The organism is Pseudomonas sp. MF4836, assembly GCF_002018875.1.
Lineage (GTDB): Bacteria > Pseudomonadota > Gammaproteobacteria > Pseudomonadales > Pseudomonadaceae > Aquipseudomonas.
Genome location: NZ_MVOL01000003.1, coordinates 239098 through 252779 on the forward strand (window position 1 = coordinate 239098; position 13682 = coordinate 252779).

The window sequence follows — 13682 nt, forward strand, 5'->3', positions numbered from 1 at the left end:
GTCAGGCTTTGCGCGCCAGCGGCGCGCTGGCGAATTTGACCCCGGCCAGGCCGTGGGCGATCAGCGCGCGGATATTGCCGTGATCGCTGCCTTCAGGGGTGGCCAGCACTGCACGGTAATGCTCACCGAAGGCCAGCAGGGCCTCTTCATCGCTCAAACCTTCAAGCAACGCCAGGCCCAGGGTCTTGCACGAACCTTCATTCTGCCCGGCGCTGCTTTCCAGGCCTCCATTGTCGAAGGCCTGGGGCTGATAGTCGTAATGCGCAGCGATAAAGCCCAGGGTGTCGGCGAAGGCGTGTTCGCCGCTGTTGAGGCTGGTGCGCAGGGTGTTCAGGTCAGTCATGCTGTTTTCCTTTGGCAAACGCCGCTTGCTGCTCGGCGCTGGCTTCTTTCTGGTATTTGGCTTTGTACTCGGCGTAGGGCATGCCATACACCACTTCACGGGCGTCATCGAGGCTGAGCTCGATCTGACGTTCATCAGCCTCGGCCTTGTACCACTTGGACAGGCAATTGCGGCAGAAGCCGGCGAGGTTCATCAGGTCGATGTTCTGCACGTCCTTGCGGCTGTCCAGGTGGGCAACCAGGCGGCGAAAGGCGGCGGCTTCAAGTTCCAGGCGTTCTTGGGAAGTCATGGGATTCACTGGCAGAAGAAGTGGGGGAAAGCTTCAAGCGGCAAGCTGCACGTTGAAGCCGGTCCGTTTTGAACGTGCCGCTTGCGGCTAGCGGCTTGCCGCCAAGGTTATGGACACCGATTCGGCAAAGCGCAGGGCGTGGGGCTTGTCGACTTCGACCTCGGCATAGAGCACCGATTCGTTGGCCATGACCAGGTCCAGCAATTCCTGGGTCAGGCGCTCAAGCAGGGCGAAACGGTTGCCCTCCACGTGGGCGATGATCGCCTTGGTGATGGTGCGGTAGTTCAGGGCGTGGTCGATATCGTTATCGCGCACGGCGTCCTGAGCGGCATAGAGGATGGTCAGGTTGATCAACACATCCTGCTTGTTGAGGATCTCTTCCTCATTGATGCCGATAAAGGTCCGCAGGCACAGGTCCTTGACCCGGATGCGTGCCATTCCTGGCTGAAGTTGTGGCATTGCTACTTGCTCCGTCCAATCAATTGCAGGAATTCCTGGCGCGTGGTGCTCGATTCGCGAAACGCGCCGAGCATCACCGAGGTGTGCATGGTCGAATTCTGTTTCTCGACGCCGCGCATCATCATGCACATGTGCTTGGCTTCGATCACCACCGCGACGCCGGCAGCCTGGGTCACCTGTTGCACGGCGTCGGCGATTTCCCGGGTGAGATTTTCCTGGATCTGCAGGCGTCGGGCAAACATGTCGACGATCCGGGCGATCTTTGACAGCCCCAGCACCTTGCCGGTCGGAATGTAAGCGACATGGGCCTTGCCGATGAAGGGCAGTAGGTGATGCTCACACAGGGAATACAGCTCGATATCGGCGACGATCACCATTTCATCGCTGTCAGAGGCGAACAGGGCGCCGTTGACGATCTCGTCCACCGACTGCGCATAGCCATGACACAGATACTGCATGGCCTTGGCCGCGCGCTTGGGGGTGTCCAGCAAGCCCTCGCGGTCCGGGTTTTCGCCGATGCCCTTGAGTATTTCGCGGTAGTGCTGGGGCAGGGATAAAGTCATACAACATCCTCGAAGGAAGGCTTATTTGACATGCCGTCCGCCGTTGACGGTCAGGGTCGTGCCGGTGACGTAAGGGTTGTCCAGCAGGTAGCGCAGGCTCTGGTAGATCACTTCACTGCCGGGCTCGATGCCCAGCGCGGACTTGGCCAGGGCTTTGGCGCGGTACGCCGCGTCGTCGTCGGGGTTGAACAATAACAGGGCCGGGGCGATGCCGTTGACCTTGATCTGCGGCGCGTACTTGGCCGCGAACGACAAGGTCAGGCTTTCCAACCCGGCTTTGCTGGCGCAGTAAGCGATGTGCTTGCTGCTGCCCTTGCGCGTCACGTCATCGCTGATGTGCACGATGTCTGCAACCGTCGAGTGCTGCAGCAGCTCGGCGCAATGCAGGTTGATCAAGTAGGGCGCCAGCATGTGCACGCCGAACATCCGGGTGAAGGCCTCGGCCTCGTCGCTGGCGCTTTCTGCCAGCCACTCGGAAGCGTTGTGCACGATGGCGCGCAGGCGGTCGGTGTGGGTTTTCAGCTGGTTGATGAAGGCGAGGATGCCGGCTTCGTCGGACAGGTCGGCAAACAGCACGGTCGCGCCCTGGTTGCGCAGGACGTCGACCCCCGGGCGTTCGGTGCGGTAGGTGACGATCACCGGGTGGCCGTCTTCCAGCAGCCGCCGTGCGCAATGCAAGCCGACTCGCTGGCTGGCGCCAGTGATCAGGATCGGGGCAGGGGAAGCATTCATGAACGGCTCGCGTCGCGGGTGGAGCAAAACTATACCAGCGACGGCCGGGCAATGCAGGCGACCGCTCGGCGGCCGCCGGGGCTCAAGGGTTCTGGGTCGAGGCTGCGGCAGGCAGCGGACGCGGCGCGCTGCTGTTGAGCCAGCCGGACAGCAGGTGGGTCGACAACGGAATAAACAGATAAACCATCAGTGGCGTCAGGGCCAGGGTGCTGACGAACACCCGGCTCAACAGCCCCAGGTCGGCAAGCAGCGGGCCGAGGACGAAATTGAACAGCAGGGACACCGGAAAGAACGCCAGCCAGATGGCCACTGCCTGTTTCCAGCGTGGCGGACGCTGGCCGATGGCGCCGAACCAGCCATCGATGCCGCTGACCCGATGTTCCGACGGGTGCGCGAACAGGTCGCCGCCACGTCCCAGCCAGGCCGTACGCGAAGCGGAATGCTCCCAGGCATGCAGGGTCTGTTCGTCGGCGAAACGGAAGATGATCTGGAATTCGTCATCGTCGGGCGGCGGGGCGAGCACGCCGGAGCCCAGGTAGCCGGGGAAGTCGGTGGCCAGTTGTTCGCCTTCGCGCAGCCAGGCGATCAGGTCCTGATAGCGACCATTGGCGACGCGACGCGCAACCATGAGGGTGACGGGTGAGGTAGACATTATGTATCTCCGTAAAACCAATGCGTTGCCTGGGTAAGGCAAACACCAGATACGGCCCGGGGTGGTGGGCGCGCCTGGCTCTTCACAAAAACAAGCAAGGATTATTCCTGATTGCGTCAAATACGCCAGCGTCAGCGGTCGATTTTCTGTTTATTGAGGCGCAAGCACTCAGGGGGAGTAGAATGGCCGCCACTTTGTTGATCGGTGTTTCTGCCCAGATGCCCGTTACTACTGAACTTGCCCGTGCTCACCAGCCCGCCAGCGCAGTCGCGCAGGAGGACCTGTTTCCGATTCGTGAAGTCTCGCGGCGTACCGGTATCAACCCGGTCACCTTGCGGGCATGGGAGCGGCGCTATGGCCTGATCCAGCCGACGCGCACCGAAAGTGGGCACCGCCTGTATTCCACGGCCGATGTCGAGACAGTGCGTGAAATCCTCAGTTGGATCGAACGCGGGGTCGCGGTGAGCAAGGTCGGCAAGATCCTGGCCAAGACCCAGGCTGCCCAGTCCCTGCCCAGCGTGTTGGCGGACACCAGCCTGGCCGGCGAGTACAAGCAGTGGTGCAGCCAGCTGAAAGTAGCGGTGAGCGCTTTTGACGAGGCCCAGTTGGAGCGGCTTTATGGGCAGATTTTTTCCAGTTATGCGCTGCCGGTGGTGTTCCAGGACATCCTGATGCCGTTCTGGAAGCAGCTGTTACAGCATCAGGAGCCCTTCGGCCACACCAGCGAGTGGCTGTTTCTGGATGGGTTTCTGCGTTCGCGCATGACCCAGCGCCTGCTGCTGCAACGCGGCAGCCAGACGCGTCGGGTGCTGTTGACGGCCCTCGGCGAGCACTGCCACGAGCTGGAGTTGCTGGTGGCGGCGCTGATACTGGGCAACGACGAGATTGGCGTCAGCGTGTTGGGCCTGGGCGTGCCCTTCGACGAGTTGACCCTGGTCTGTGAAAAAATCCAACCGGCGGCGCTGGTGCTGTTCTCCAGCCGGGCGCCGACCACCGAGTTGCCACGCCGCCTGGTCCGCCTGGCCATGACCCTCAATTGCCCGGTGCTGCTGGCCGGTGATACCGCAGAGCTGGCCCAGGAAAGCCTGCAGGCGTTGGCGGTGGGCTGCCTGGGCAATGACGGACGCTTGATGCCGCAGCGCTTGCGGCAGTTTCTCGGCGGCAAGCTGGACACCTGAGGCGCCCGCGACGGGTTCAAATATGCAGGTCGGGGTGGGTCAGGCGGTGCTGTTGCAGGATGTATTGGCGCAGGCGCTCGGTCTGATCCTTGTCGGACTGGTTCAGGCGATAGGCATAGCAGCCCTTGGCGGTCTGGCGTTCGAAGGTGCCGCGCAGGGCGATGCGTTCATAGCCTGAGGGGCTGAACCACAAGGCAAACTGCCGAGGCGGCTTGCTGCGACCGCGCACTTCCAGCAACACACCCTTGAACGAAACCTCACGCACCCAGAGCGCGCCGGGCTGGCCGCGCACATTCTGCAGCGCCACCGGCTGCTCCAGGTTCAGGCGCCAGGGCCGGACCATGGGCCCGTCTTCAAAGATGCTGGGCACGCCCAGACGCAAATGCAGCGCATGAAATTCATCCTCCACCAATTGCAGGGGGAAGGTCATTTGCTGGTTGTCGAAATGGGCCTGGATCGTCACCTGTTCATTGGCTGCCAGGTGCGTGAGCAGGTCGCGGATCTGTGCTCCGCCATTGACCAGCAGGCTGGATGTCGCATCCCGCGTGTTGAGTTGCGGGTTGTGCTGCATGGTCTGAATGAAGTCCAGTTCATCCTGGGTCAGGAGGGCGTCACGCTGCATGATGCTGCTCGGAAGGGAAAGGTTACGAAATCACTGCGGATTCGATGAATAAGAACATTAAATCTTCAGCCCGTTGGTGCCATTCGTCGCTTTCAACGCCGCCAGCTCAGCCTGGACTTCAGCCAACTGGCCTTCGACCTGGGCCAGGCGTTGTTGCGCCTTGACCTGCACCGTCACATCTTTCTGCACGCCAATGAAATAGGTCAGTTGATCGTGTTCATTGAACACCGGGGTAATCGACAGCTCATTCCAGAAATGGCTGCCGTCCTTGCGGTAGTTGCGCAGCACCTGGCGACATGGCCGGCCCTGGCCCAGGGCTTGGCGGATCGCCTCCAGCCCGGGCTGGTCACGGTCGCCGGACTGCAGGAAGCGGCAGTCCTGATACAGCACTTCATCGGCGCTGTAGCCGGTCAGCTTCTCGAACGCCGGGTTGACGTAAATAACGATGTTGTCTTCGCCTTCCTGTTCGGCGACCACAATCCCGTCATTGGAGGCGTTGATCACCAGTTGCAGCAGGTGGGCGTTGATCATTACAGGTGTCCGCATTTATCGGCAGTGCCGGCATTCTAAGACATGCCGGCAAGCTGTCCACTGGCCATGAGTGCTAAAGGATCGGATTGTACCGTTCAGCTGGTAATATCCCAGGCTTTTACTCAGTTACAGGATCAGATTGATGAAAGTCGCCATCCTTTCCGGCTCGGTGTACGGCACCGCTGAAGAAGTCGCCCGGCACGCCGCCAAGCTGCTCAACGCCGCAGGTTTCGAGGCCTGGCACAACCCGCGTGCGACCCTGGCGGACGTCCAGGCCTTCGCGCCCGAGGCATTTCTTGCCGTGACTTCGACCACCGGCATGGGCGAGTTGCCGGACAACCTGCAACCTTTGTATTCGGCGATCCGTGATCAATTGCCGGCCGCCTGGCGTGGTCTGCCCGGCGCGGTGATCGGCCTGGGCGATGCCTGCTACGGCGATACCTATTGCGGCGGCGGGGAACAACTGCGTGAGCTGTTCGCCGAGCTTGGGGTGCGCGAAGTGCTGGAGATGCTGCGCCTGGACGCCAGCGAAAGCGTGACCCCGGAAACCGACGCCGAGCCCTGGCTGGCCGAGCTGGTCAACGTACTGCGCGGTTGACCGAGCGCTCGCGCAGCAGCGCCAGCCAGGCCTGGGCGGCCTTGGATAGGTACGCTCCCTGACGCCAGATAAAGGCGATGTCCCAGCGTAGATAGTCGGGCGCCTGCAACGTCAGGCGCACCAGGCCCGGGCGCACCAGGCCACGGGCCACGACGCTGGGCAGCAGCACCACGCCCTGGCCGGCCACCACCAGTGCAGCGAGAAAGTCGGCCTGGCCGCTGCGCCCCCCTTCGCGCGGGGTAAAGCCCACTTGCTGGCAGGCCTGCAGCAGGCGGTCGTTAAGCACGAAGCTGCGCTGATAGAGCAGAAACGGCGTATCGGCCAACTCTTCCAGGCGTACCTGGGCATTCATCGCCAGTGGGTGATCGGCCGGCAGCAGCGCGTCCAGCGGTTCGTCGCAGAACGGCTGATAGGCAAACAGCGGGTCCTTGGGCGTGAGGCTGCCGCCGATCTCCAGTTCTCCATTGAGCACGGCCTGCTCGATGTTCAGGCTGCCGCCTTCGAGCAACTGCACGTTGATGTTCGGGTAGCGCCGCCGGTATTCGGCAAACAGGCTGGCGAACAGCGCATCGCTGCCCAGCAGCGGCAAGCCCAGGCGCAATTCGCCCCGTGCCAGCTGGCTCAAGTCATCCAGTTCGCTGAGTAACTCGTTGCGCAGGCGCAGCATGCCTTCGGCCCGTTGCAGCACCACGCTGCCGGCCGCCGTCAGGTGGATATGGGAACCGAGACGATCCAGCAGCGGCGTGCCCAGGCTCTGTTCCAGCTGGGCGATCTGCTTGCTGACCGCCGATTGGCTGATGTGCAAGGTCTTGGCGGCCTGGGTGAAACCACCCTGATGAATCACTTCGACGAAGCTGCGCAGTTGTTTGAAGTCCATGGTCTTGATTCCATATTGGAATGGCTTCCAGTCTAACAATTCGCTTCGGTGATGGCAGGTGCTTGCATAAAATACAGGCCTGCGAGGACCGAATTCCATGAACGCTGCACTGTTGAAACACCTGGGGCGCCTGCTCGGCGAATTGGCGGTATTGCTGGGTATTTATCTGCTGGGCTGCCAGTTGGCCCTGTGGCTGGCGTGGCCGATACCCGGTGGCGTCATCGGCCTGGCCTTGTTGCTGCTGTGCTTTGCCCTGGGCTGGGTCAAGCCGGCGGCGCTGCAACTGGGCGCCGGCCTGCTGATGGCCGAGATGCTGCTGTTTTTCATTCCGGCACTGATGAGCCTGCTCGACTATGGCGGCCTGCTGCGCGATGACGGCTGGCGGATCCTGCTGGTGATCGCGGTCAGCACCTTGATGGTGATGCTGGTCACGGCCTTTACCGTCGAGTGGGTGTGCCGTTGGAGGATGCGCCATGAAGCTTGAGCTGATGCCGATGTTCTGGCTGGCGCTGACCCTGGGCGCCTACCTGTTCAGTCGCTGGCTGTACAAGCGCACCGGTCGCTACCTGCTGTCGCCGCTAATCCTGGTGCCGGTGTTGTTGCTGGCGATCGCCGTGCCGTTGCACACCGCCTATGCCGAGTATTCCGCCAACACCCATTGGCTGATGCTGGTGCTGGGACCGGTGACGGTGGCGTTCGCCGTGCCGATCTGGCAGCAGCGGCAGCTGTTGATACGCCACTGGTCGGCGCTGCTGCTGGGCATGCTGGCGGGCAGCGCGGCCTCGATTGCCAGCTCTTACGGCCTGGCCCATGCCCTGGCCCTGGACAGTTCGGTGACCCTGTCGCTGGTGCCGCGTTCGATCACCACGCCCTTTGCCATGCCCCTGGCCCGGGACCTGGGTGGGGTGCCGGAACTGACGGCGGTGTTCGTGATGTTCACCGGGGTGTTCGGGGCGATGCTCGGGGGGGTGCTGCTGCGCTGGTTACCCCTGCGCAGCGCCCTGGCCCGTGGCGCATTGTTTGGCGTCGGTGCCCATGGCGCCGGTGTCAGCCGGGCCCATGAGGTAGGGGGCGAGGAAGGCTCTGTGGCGGGGCTGGTGATGGTCCTGACCGGCTTGCTCAACCTGTTCGCCGCACCCTTATTGGCGTCGTTGCTTTGACGCCGATTTGTACCGATTGGTACCAAAACGAACACTGACTCGCTCGGCCAGTAAGCTGGCTGCCAATGCAACTACCTGAAGCCGGGTGCCTGACTAGACTGCTTCCACGTTCACACAATAATAAGAACACCCCATCGAGGAGCTTGCCGTGAGTCTAGCCACCGTTCAAACGTCCCAGAGTGTGAAAGACCAGGTCAGCGCCGCCGAATGGCAGACCCGCGTCGACCTGGCTGCCTGCTATCGGCTGGTGGCGATGCATGGCTGGGATGACCTGATCTTCACCCACATTTCAGCCAAGGTGCCCGGCACCGAAGATTTCCTGATCAACCCCTTCGGCTTGATGTTTCACGAGATCACCGCCTCCAGCCTGGTGAAGGTCGATCAGGCCGGCAACAAGCTGATGGACAGCCCCTACGAGATCAACCCGGCCGGTTACACCATCCACAGCGCGGTGCATGAAGTGCGTCACGACGTGGTGTGTGTGCTGCACACCCACACCGCGGCGGGCGTCGCGGTCTCGGCGCAGAAGCAGGGCGTACTGCCCATCAGCCAGCAGTCGCTGTTCGTGTTGTCGAGCCTGGCCTATCACGCCTATGAAGGGGTGGCGCTGAACCCTGAGGAGAAGGCGCGGTTGCAGGCGGACCTGGGCGAAAACAACTTTCTGATGCTGCATAACCACGGCCTGCTGACCTGTGGCGGCACCATCGCCGACACCTTCCTGATGATGTTCACCTTCCAGCGCGCCTGCGATATCCAGGTGCTGGCGCAGAACGGCGGCGCGGAGCTGATTGCCATCGAGCCGCAGATTCTCGCGGGGGCCAAGGCGATGCTCGCCGGGGTCACCAAAAGCGCTCAGGGCATGGGCGGCCTGCTGGCCTGGCCGGCGCTGCTGCGCAAACTCGATAAACAAGACCCGGGTTACAAACTCTAATGCCACTGGCCGAGATCCCTCTGTGCGTCTGGCGCAAACGCGGGCATAGCTTCGTGTTTCGCGGTCAGACCATTCGTTACTGGACGGCAGGCCAGGGAGAGCCGCTGCTTTTGATCCACGGGTTTCCTACGGCCAGCTGGGATTGGCATTACCTGTGGCAACCCCTGGCCCAACGCTACCGGGTGATTGCCTGCGACATGCTGGGTTTTGGCGACTCGGACAAGCCGCTGGACCATGAATACAGCCTGCTGGAACAGGCCGACCTGCAGCTGGCGCTGTTGCAACACCTGAAGATCACGGCGCCGGTGCACCTGCTGGCCCACGACTACGGCGACAGCGTGGCCCAGGAGCTGCTGGCCCGGCACTACGAAACCCGGGCCAATATCGCCAGTTGCGTGTTCCTCAACGGCGGCCTGTTTCCCGAAACCCATCGCCCGGTGCTGATGCAAAAGCTGCTGCTCAGCCCCGTGGGTTGGATGATCGGCCGGGCGTTCAGTCGCGATGCGCTGGTCAAGAGCTTGACCCAGATTTTCGGGCCGCACACGTGGCCCAGCGAAAGCGCCCTGGATGATTTCTGGAGTCTGGTGCAAAGCAATCAGGGGCCCCGAATCCTGCACAAGCTGATCGGCTACATCCCCGAGCGGCGGGTGCAGCGCGACCGCTGGGTCAGGGCGATGCAGCGCGGTGAAGTGCCCCTGCGGCTGATTGACGGCGGCTTCGATCCGGTCTCCGGGGCGCACATGCTGGAGCTCTATCGTCGACTGATTCCCGACCCGGACACCGTGCTGCTGCCCGAGATCGGCCATTACCCGCAGACCGAGGCCCCGGTGCAGGTGCTCAAGCACTACCTGGCCTTTCGCGAGAACCTGGTGCTGCCGCCGCGCCAGTTTGCCTGTTCCTGAACCCTGGTGCCCCGGGCCTGGCGCCTGGGGTATTTCGGCCAATCATCCCCCAGCCTTATTGCCCACCATTCAGCCCTGGCCGGGTTTGTTGTGGGCACCGCCTGGCTGCCGGACACTCGTGCCCATTGTCCATGGGTCCTGCTGGAGTTCGGTATGAGTGAGTCTGTGCGCTTCGAAGATAAAGTCGTGATCGTCACCGGGGCCGGCGGCGGCCTGGGCCAGGCCCATGCGCTGCTGTTCGCCAGGCACGGGGCGAAAGTGCTGGTCAACGACCTCGGCGGTTCGGCCCAGGGCGAGGGGGCCAATGCTTCGGCGGCGGACCGCGTCGTGGCGCAGATTCGCGAAGCCGGCGGGATTGCCGAAGCCAACCATGACTCGGTGACCGATGGCGACAAGATCGTGCAGAACGCTCTGGATGTGTTCGGCCGGGTCGATGTGGTGGTGAACAACGCCGGCATCCTGCGCGACAAGACCTTCCACAAAATGGAGGACGCCGACTGGGATCTGGTGTACCGCGTGCACGTCGAGGGCGCCTACAAGGTGACCCGCGCCGCCTGGCCCCATTTGCGCGAGCAGGCTTACGGGCGGGTGATTTTCACCGCGTCCACCTCGGGCATCTATGGCAACTTCGGCCAGTCCAACTACGGCATGGCCAAGCTGGGGCTCTACGGCCTGACCCGGACCCTGGCCATTGAAGGCCGCAAGAACAACATCCTGGTCAATGCCATCGCGCCCACTGGCGGTACACGCATGACCGAGGGCCTGATTCCGCCGCAAGTCTTCGAGCAGCTCAAGCCGGAGCTGGTCAGCCCGCTGGTGGTGTACCTGGCCAGCGAAAACTGCCAGGAGACCTCGGGGTTGTTCGAGGTCGGCGGCGGCTGGATCGGCAAGGTGCGCTGGGAGCGCAGCCTGGGGGCCGGCTTCGATCCGCGGGTCGGTTTTTCGCCTGAGGATGTGGCGGCCCACTGGCAGCAGATCTGCGATTTTGAAGGCGCAGCCCACCCCCAGGACAACATCGAGGCGCTGAAGGAGATGATGCAGAATCTGCAAAAGTACGCGATCTGATGCACTGCGCCGCCCGCGCCCGGCCTCGCCCATGGGGCGGTGCCCGGCCGGCGGTTGTACTCCTGAGGCATTCGTCTCTATGCTCGTCGAGCATTGAATGCACAAGGAGTGGTGTTTATGTACGAGTCAAAAGATCAGCCTGTGTTATCCCGCCTGTTGTTTTTGCGTCGGTTGCTGCTTCACGCCCTGATGGTGATGGCCTTGATCGGGTTCTCGATTGGCCTGGGCATCGGCGGCCATTTGTATTTCGAAGAGGGCATGTCGATCCATGACGCCCTGATCAACGCCGCCATGATGCTCGGCGGAATTGGCCCCGCCAACATGCCGCTGACCCCCGGCGGCAAGCTGTTTCTCGCCAGTTACGGGCTCTACGCCAACATCGTCTTCGCCGCCGCCATCGGCCTGATGCTGACCCCGGTGGCGCATCGTCTGCTGCACAAGTTTCATTACGACGGCGACGACGCCGCTTGACCCGACCCGTGTTCGCCCTTTTATTGCGCGCATAAAAAAGGCCGCTGCAAGAGCAGCGGCCGAAGTCAGACGTTAGATCAAGGAGCTACAAATCAACGTCAGTGAACCCGGGGTAACGGTCTGAAACTGAGCTTCAAACCCGTTGAAAACTGTCGATTCAAACGTGCCGAACTCACACGTCGAGGGGCTTCAGAAGGCGCTTTGCCTTGAGAGCGAGGCCATAGTAAGGGGTGTCTCGGCGGGGAAAAATAGCGAATCAGGACAAGGACTGTTACAGCCTGAGCAACAGTGGTGCGGACGGGCCGGCCGCGCCCCGTGATGGCGCAATCCATGTTCCTGATGGGCCGCCATCCAGCCCGTGGATACGCCGCGCAAAGCCCCGTGCGGTGGGTGCTGTCATCCTTTCGAGCGACAACACGAATACCTCCTTGGTGCGCTTATCGCTCCCCTGTGGCGGCAGTAGGGTGAGGCCTTCTGTCACTCACCGGGGAAGACGCATGACAAAAACAACAATGCGCGCCATCTTCACGCCGCAGGCCCTGGCCGTCGCGGTGGCCATGGGCTGCTGCGGTCAGGCGCAAGCGGTCGCGTTCAATATCGGCGAGATCGAAGGGCACTTCGATTCATCGCTGTCCGTCGGCGCCAGCTGGGGCATGCGCAATGCCGACAAGGATTACGTGGGGACCGTCAATGGCGGCACTGCCCAGTCGTCCACCGGTGATGACGGACGCCTGAACTTCAAGAGGGGCGAGACCTTCTCGAAAATCTTCAAGGGCCTGCATGACCTGGAGCTCAAGTACGGCGACAGCGGCGTGTTCGTGCGCGGCAAATACTGGTACGACTTCGAACTCAAGGACGAAGACCGCGAGTTCAAGCCCATCAGCGACCACAACCGCAAGGAGGGCGCCAAGTCGTCCGGGGCGCAGATCCTCGATGCCTTTGTCTACCACAACTATTCCATTGCCGACCTGCCGGGCACCGTGCGTGCCGGCAAGCAGGTGGTCAGCTGGGGTGAGAGCACCTTTATCGGCAACTCCATCAACAGCATCAACCCGGTGGATGTTTCGGCATTCCGCCGACCGGGGGCCGAGATCAAGGAAGGGCTGGTCCCGGTCAATATGCTGTTTGCGTCCCAGGGCCTGACCAACCAGCTGACGGTCGAAGGGTTTTACCAGCTGGAGTGGGACCAGACCGTGGTCGACAACTGCGGCACCTTCTTCGGCAACGATGTGGTGGCGGACGGCTGCACCACCGGCTACACCGTCGGCAGCCCGGGGGTGGCAGGTTTGCAACCGGTGGCGGCTGCGTTTGGCCAGGGCTTCCAGGTCACCCGTGAGGGGGTGATCCTGCCCCGTGGCGGCGACCGTGATGCCCGTGACTCCGGGCAATGGGGCGCGGCCCTGCGCTGGCTCGGCGATGACACCGAGTACGGCCTGTACTTCATGAACTATCACTCGCGGGGCCCGGTGGTCAGCACCACCACGGCCAATGTCAGCCCGACGACCCTGGCCGCCATTGGTGCCGCCGGCGCCGCCGCCGCGCCCACGGTCCCCGGCGCGGGCGCGGGCCTGGTGCAAAGCGTGATGCTCGGGCGCGGCCAGTATTACCTGGAGTACCCGGAAGACATTCGCCTGTACGGCGCGAGTTTCTCCACCACCTTGCCCACCGGCACCGCCTGGAGCGGGGAAATCAGCTACCGGCCCAACGCACCGGTGCAAATCAATACCAATGACGTGACCCTGGCCCTGCTCAACCCGATTGCCGGTGGTGCGGCATCGCCGATCCAGACCACCTTCGGTGCCGACAACACCGGTTACCGGCGTAAGGAAATCACCCAGCTGCAAAGCAGCATGACCCAGTTTTTCGACAACGTGATAGGCGCCGATCGCCTGACCCTGGTGGGTGAGGCCGCCATTGTGCGGGTCGGCGGCCTGGAGTCGAAAACCAAGCTGCGCTACGGGCGCGATTCGGTCTACGGCCAGTACGGGTTCAACGGCGACACCGACGGTTTCGTGACTGCCACGTCCTGGGGTTATCGCGCGCGGGCGATTCTCGATTACAGCAACGTGATCGCCGGGATCAACCTCAAGCCCAACCTGTCGTGGTCCCACGACGTCAAGGGCTACGGCCCCAACGGCCTGTTCAACGAAGGCGCCAAGGCCGTCAGCCTCGGGGTCGATGCCGATTATCGCAACACCTATACCGCCAGCCTCAGCTACACCGATTTTTTCGGCGGTGACTACAACACCCTCACCGACCGCGACTTCCTCGCGTTGAGCTTCGGCGTGAACTTCTGATCAAGCATGAGA

At 62.6% G+C, this 13682-nt stretch carries 18 protein-coding genes; 9 read left to right on the forward strand and 9 right to left on the reverse strand.

Translation table 11 applies throughout. The features are described 5' to 3' along the window. Position 1 precedes the first annotated feature (1 nt). From MF4836_RS07830 to MF4836_RS07855, 6 genes are all read right to left on the reverse strand, one after another. Positions 2-343 carry a HopJ type III effector protein gene (locus tag MF4836_RS07830; protein WP_078469858.1) on the reverse strand — a complete coding sequence of 114 codons (342 nt, stop codon included), beginning with the start codon at positions 341-343 and terminating at the stop codon, positions 2-4. Next, a complete protein-coding gene (locus tag MF4836_RS07835; protein WP_020297173.1) occupies positions 336-632 on the reverse strand; it encodes a DUF1244 domain-containing protein in 297 nt (98 codons plus the stop codon). The genes MF4836_RS07830 and MF4836_RS07835 overlap by 8 nt, the downstream gene beginning before the upstream one ends. Before the next feature lie 87 nt (positions 633-719). After that, a complete protein-coding gene (gene folX, locus MF4836_RS07840) occupies positions 720-1091 on the reverse strand; it encodes a dihydroneopterin triphosphate 2'-epimerase (RefSeq protein ID WP_020297174.1) in 372 nt (123 codons plus the stop codon). 2 nt (positions 1092-1093) lie between these two features. After that, positions 1094-1654 (reverse strand): GTP cyclohydrolase I FolE, encoded by a 561-nt coding sequence (gene folE / locus MF4836_RS07845; RefSeq protein ID WP_078469859.1) that lies wholly within the window; start codon positions 1652-1654, stop codon positions 1094-1096. A gap of 21 nt (positions 1655-1675) precedes the next feature. Then, positions 1676-2386, reverse strand: coding sequence for a dihydromonapterin reductase (gene folM / locus MF4836_RS07850; protein WP_078469860.1), 711 nt, complete (start codon positions 2384-2386; stop codon positions 1676-1678). A gap of 82 nt (positions 2387-2468) precedes the next feature. Beyond that, positions 2469-3038, reverse strand: coding sequence for an antibiotic biosynthesis monooxygenase (locus MF4836_RS07855; protein ID WP_078469861.1), 570 nt, complete (start codon positions 3036-3038; stop codon positions 2469-2471). A gap of 218 nt (positions 3039-3256) precedes the next feature. Here MF4836_RS07855 and MF4836_RS07860 point away from each other — a divergent pair, with 218 nt between their 5' ends. Further along, entirely contained in the window at positions 3257-4216 is a 960-nt protein-coding gene (locus tag MF4836_RS07860; protein WP_078470222.1) for a MerR family transcriptional regulator, read from the forward strand. A 16-nt stretch (positions 4217-4232) separates the two neighbouring features. Here MF4836_RS07860 and MF4836_RS07865 read toward each other — a convergent pair whose 3' ends face one another. Further along, on the reverse strand, positions 4233-4838 hold the full coding sequence (locus tag MF4836_RS07865; RefSeq protein WP_078469862.1) for a hypothetical protein: 606 nt from the start codon (positions 4836-4838) through the stop codon (positions 4233-4235). A gap of 57 nt (positions 4839-4895) precedes the next feature. Then, on the reverse strand, positions 4896-5369 hold the full coding sequence (locus MF4836_RS07870) for a PAS domain-containing protein (RefSeq protein WP_078469863.1): 474 nt from the start codon (positions 5367-5369) through the stop codon (positions 4896-4898). 142 nt (positions 5370-5511) lie between these two features. Between MF4836_RS07870 and MF4836_RS07875 the strand changes: the two genes are divergently transcribed. After that, complete coding sequence (locus MF4836_RS07875; RefSeq protein WP_078469864.1) at positions 5512-5967, forward strand: flavodoxin; 456 nt, start codon at positions 5512-5514, stop codon at positions 5965-5967. Here MF4836_RS07875 and MF4836_RS07880 read toward each other — a convergent pair. Then, the gene (locus tag MF4836_RS07880) at positions 5948-6844 is read right to left on the reverse strand and encodes a LysR family transcriptional regulator (protein ID WP_078469865.1); all 897 of its coding nucleotides are present in this window, start codon (positions 6842-6844) and stop codon (positions 5948-5950) included. The genes MF4836_RS07875 and MF4836_RS07880 overlap by 20 nt on opposite strands. 97 nt (positions 6845-6941) lie before the next feature. Between MF4836_RS07880 and MF4836_RS07885 the strand changes: the two genes are divergently transcribed. From MF4836_RS07885 to MF4836_RS07915, 7 genes are all read left to right on the forward strand, one after another. After that, a complete protein-coding gene (locus MF4836_RS07885) occupies positions 6942-7328 on the forward strand; it encodes a CidA/LrgA family protein (protein ID WP_078469866.1) in 387 nt (128 codons plus the stop codon). Beyond that, complete coding sequence (locus MF4836_RS07890; protein ID WP_078469867.1) at positions 7318-8004, forward strand: LrgB family protein; 687 nt, start codon at positions 7318-7320, stop codon at positions 8002-8004. The genes MF4836_RS07885 and MF4836_RS07890 overlap by 11 nt, the downstream gene beginning before the upstream one ends. 148 nt (positions 8005-8152) lie before the next feature. After that, the gene (locus tag MF4836_RS07895) at positions 8153-8935 is read left to right on the forward strand and encodes a class II aldolase/adducin family protein (protein WP_078469868.1); all 783 of its coding nucleotides are present in this window, start codon (positions 8153-8155) and stop codon (positions 8933-8935) included. After that, complete coding sequence (locus tag MF4836_RS07900; protein WP_078469869.1) at positions 8935-9837, forward strand: alpha/beta fold hydrolase; 903 nt, start codon at positions 8935-8937, stop codon at positions 9835-9837. Before MF4836_RS07895 ends, MF4836_RS07900 begins: the two co-directional genes overlap by 1 nt. 153 nt (positions 9838-9990) lie before the next feature. Continuing rightward, positions 9991-10902 (forward strand): SDR family oxidoreductase, encoded by a 912-nt coding sequence (locus MF4836_RS07905; protein ID WP_020297187.1) that lies wholly within the window; start codon positions 9991-9993, stop codon positions 10900-10902. A 117-nt stretch (positions 10903-11019) separates the two neighbouring features. Beyond that, a complete protein-coding gene (locus MF4836_RS07910; RefSeq protein WP_020297188.1) occupies positions 11020-11373 on the forward strand; it encodes a hypothetical protein in 354 nt (117 codons plus the stop codon). Positions 11374-11870: 497 nt separating this feature from the next. Next, positions 11871-13670 carry a DUF1302 domain-containing protein gene (locus MF4836_RS07915; RefSeq protein ID WP_078469870.1) on the forward strand — a complete coding sequence of 600 codons (1800 nt, stop codon included), beginning with the start codon at positions 11871-11873 and terminating at the stop codon, positions 13668-13670. Positions 13671-13682: the final 12 nt, after the last annotated feature.

Excerpts from the sequence above, each read along its gene's own strand:
- MF4836_RS07830 (WP_078469858.1), bottom strand. The coding sequence starts at position 343 with ATGACTGACCTGAACACCCTGCGCACCAGCCTCAACAGCGGCGAACAC.
- MF4836_RS07835 (WP_020297173.1), bottom strand. The coding sequence starts at position 632 with ATGACTTCCCAAGAACGCCTGGAACTTGAAGCCGCCGCCTTTCGCCGC.
- folX (WP_020297174.1), bottom strand. The coding sequence starts at position 1,091 with ATGCCACAACTTCAGCCAGGAATGGCACGCATCCGGGTCAAGGACCTG.
- folE (WP_078469859.1), bottom strand. The coding sequence starts at position 1,654 with ATGACTTTATCCCTGCCCCAGCACTACCGCGAAATACTCAAGGGCATC.
- folM (WP_078469860.1), bottom strand. The coding sequence starts at position 2,386 with ATGAATGCTTCCCCTGCCCCGATCCTGATCACTGGCGCCAGCCAGCGA.
- MF4836_RS07855 (WP_078469861.1), bottom strand. The coding sequence starts at position 3,038 with ATGTCTACCTCACCCGTCACCCTCATGGTTGCGCGTCGCGTCGCCAAT.
- MF4836_RS07860 (WP_078470222.1), top strand. The coding sequence starts at position 3,257 with ATGCCCGTTACTACTGAACTTGCCCGTGCTCACCAGCCCGCCAGCGCA.
- MF4836_RS07865 (WP_078469862.1), bottom strand. The coding sequence starts at position 4,838 with ATGCAGCGTGACGCCCTCCTGACCCAGGATGAACTGGACTTCATTCAG.
- MF4836_RS07870 (WP_078469863.1), bottom strand. The coding sequence starts at position 5,369 with ATGATCAACGCCCACCTGCTGCAACTGGTGATCAACGCCTCCAATGAC.
- MF4836_RS07875 (WP_078469864.1), top strand. The coding sequence starts at position 5,512 with ATGAAAGTCGCCATCCTTTCCGGCTCGGTGTACGGCACCGCTGAAGAA.
- MF4836_RS07880 (WP_078469865.1), bottom strand. The coding sequence starts at position 6,844 with ATGGACTTCAAACAACTGCGCAGCTTCGTCGAAGTGATTCATCAGGGT.
- MF4836_RS07885 (WP_078469866.1), top strand. The coding sequence starts at position 6,942 with ATGAACGCTGCACTGTTGAAACACCTGGGGCGCCTGCTCGGCGAATTG.
- MF4836_RS07890 (WP_078469867.1), top strand. The coding sequence starts at position 7,318 with ATGAAGCTTGAGCTGATGCCGATGTTCTGGCTGGCGCTGACCCTGGGC.
- MF4836_RS07900 (WP_078469869.1), top strand. The coding sequence starts at position 8,935 with ATGCCACTGGCCGAGATCCCTCTGTGCGTCTGGCGCAAACGCGGGCAT.
- MF4836_RS07905 (WP_020297187.1), top strand. The coding sequence starts at position 9,991 with ATGAGTGAGTCTGTGCGCTTCGAAGATAAAGTCGTGATCGTCACCGGG.
- MF4836_RS07910 (WP_020297188.1), top strand. The coding sequence starts at position 11,020 with ATGTACGAGTCAAAAGATCAGCCTGTGTTATCCCGCCTGTTGTTTTTG.
- MF4836_RS07915 (WP_078469870.1), top strand. The coding sequence starts at position 11,871 with ATGACAAAAACAACAATGCGCGCCATCTTCACGCCGCAGGCCCTGGCC.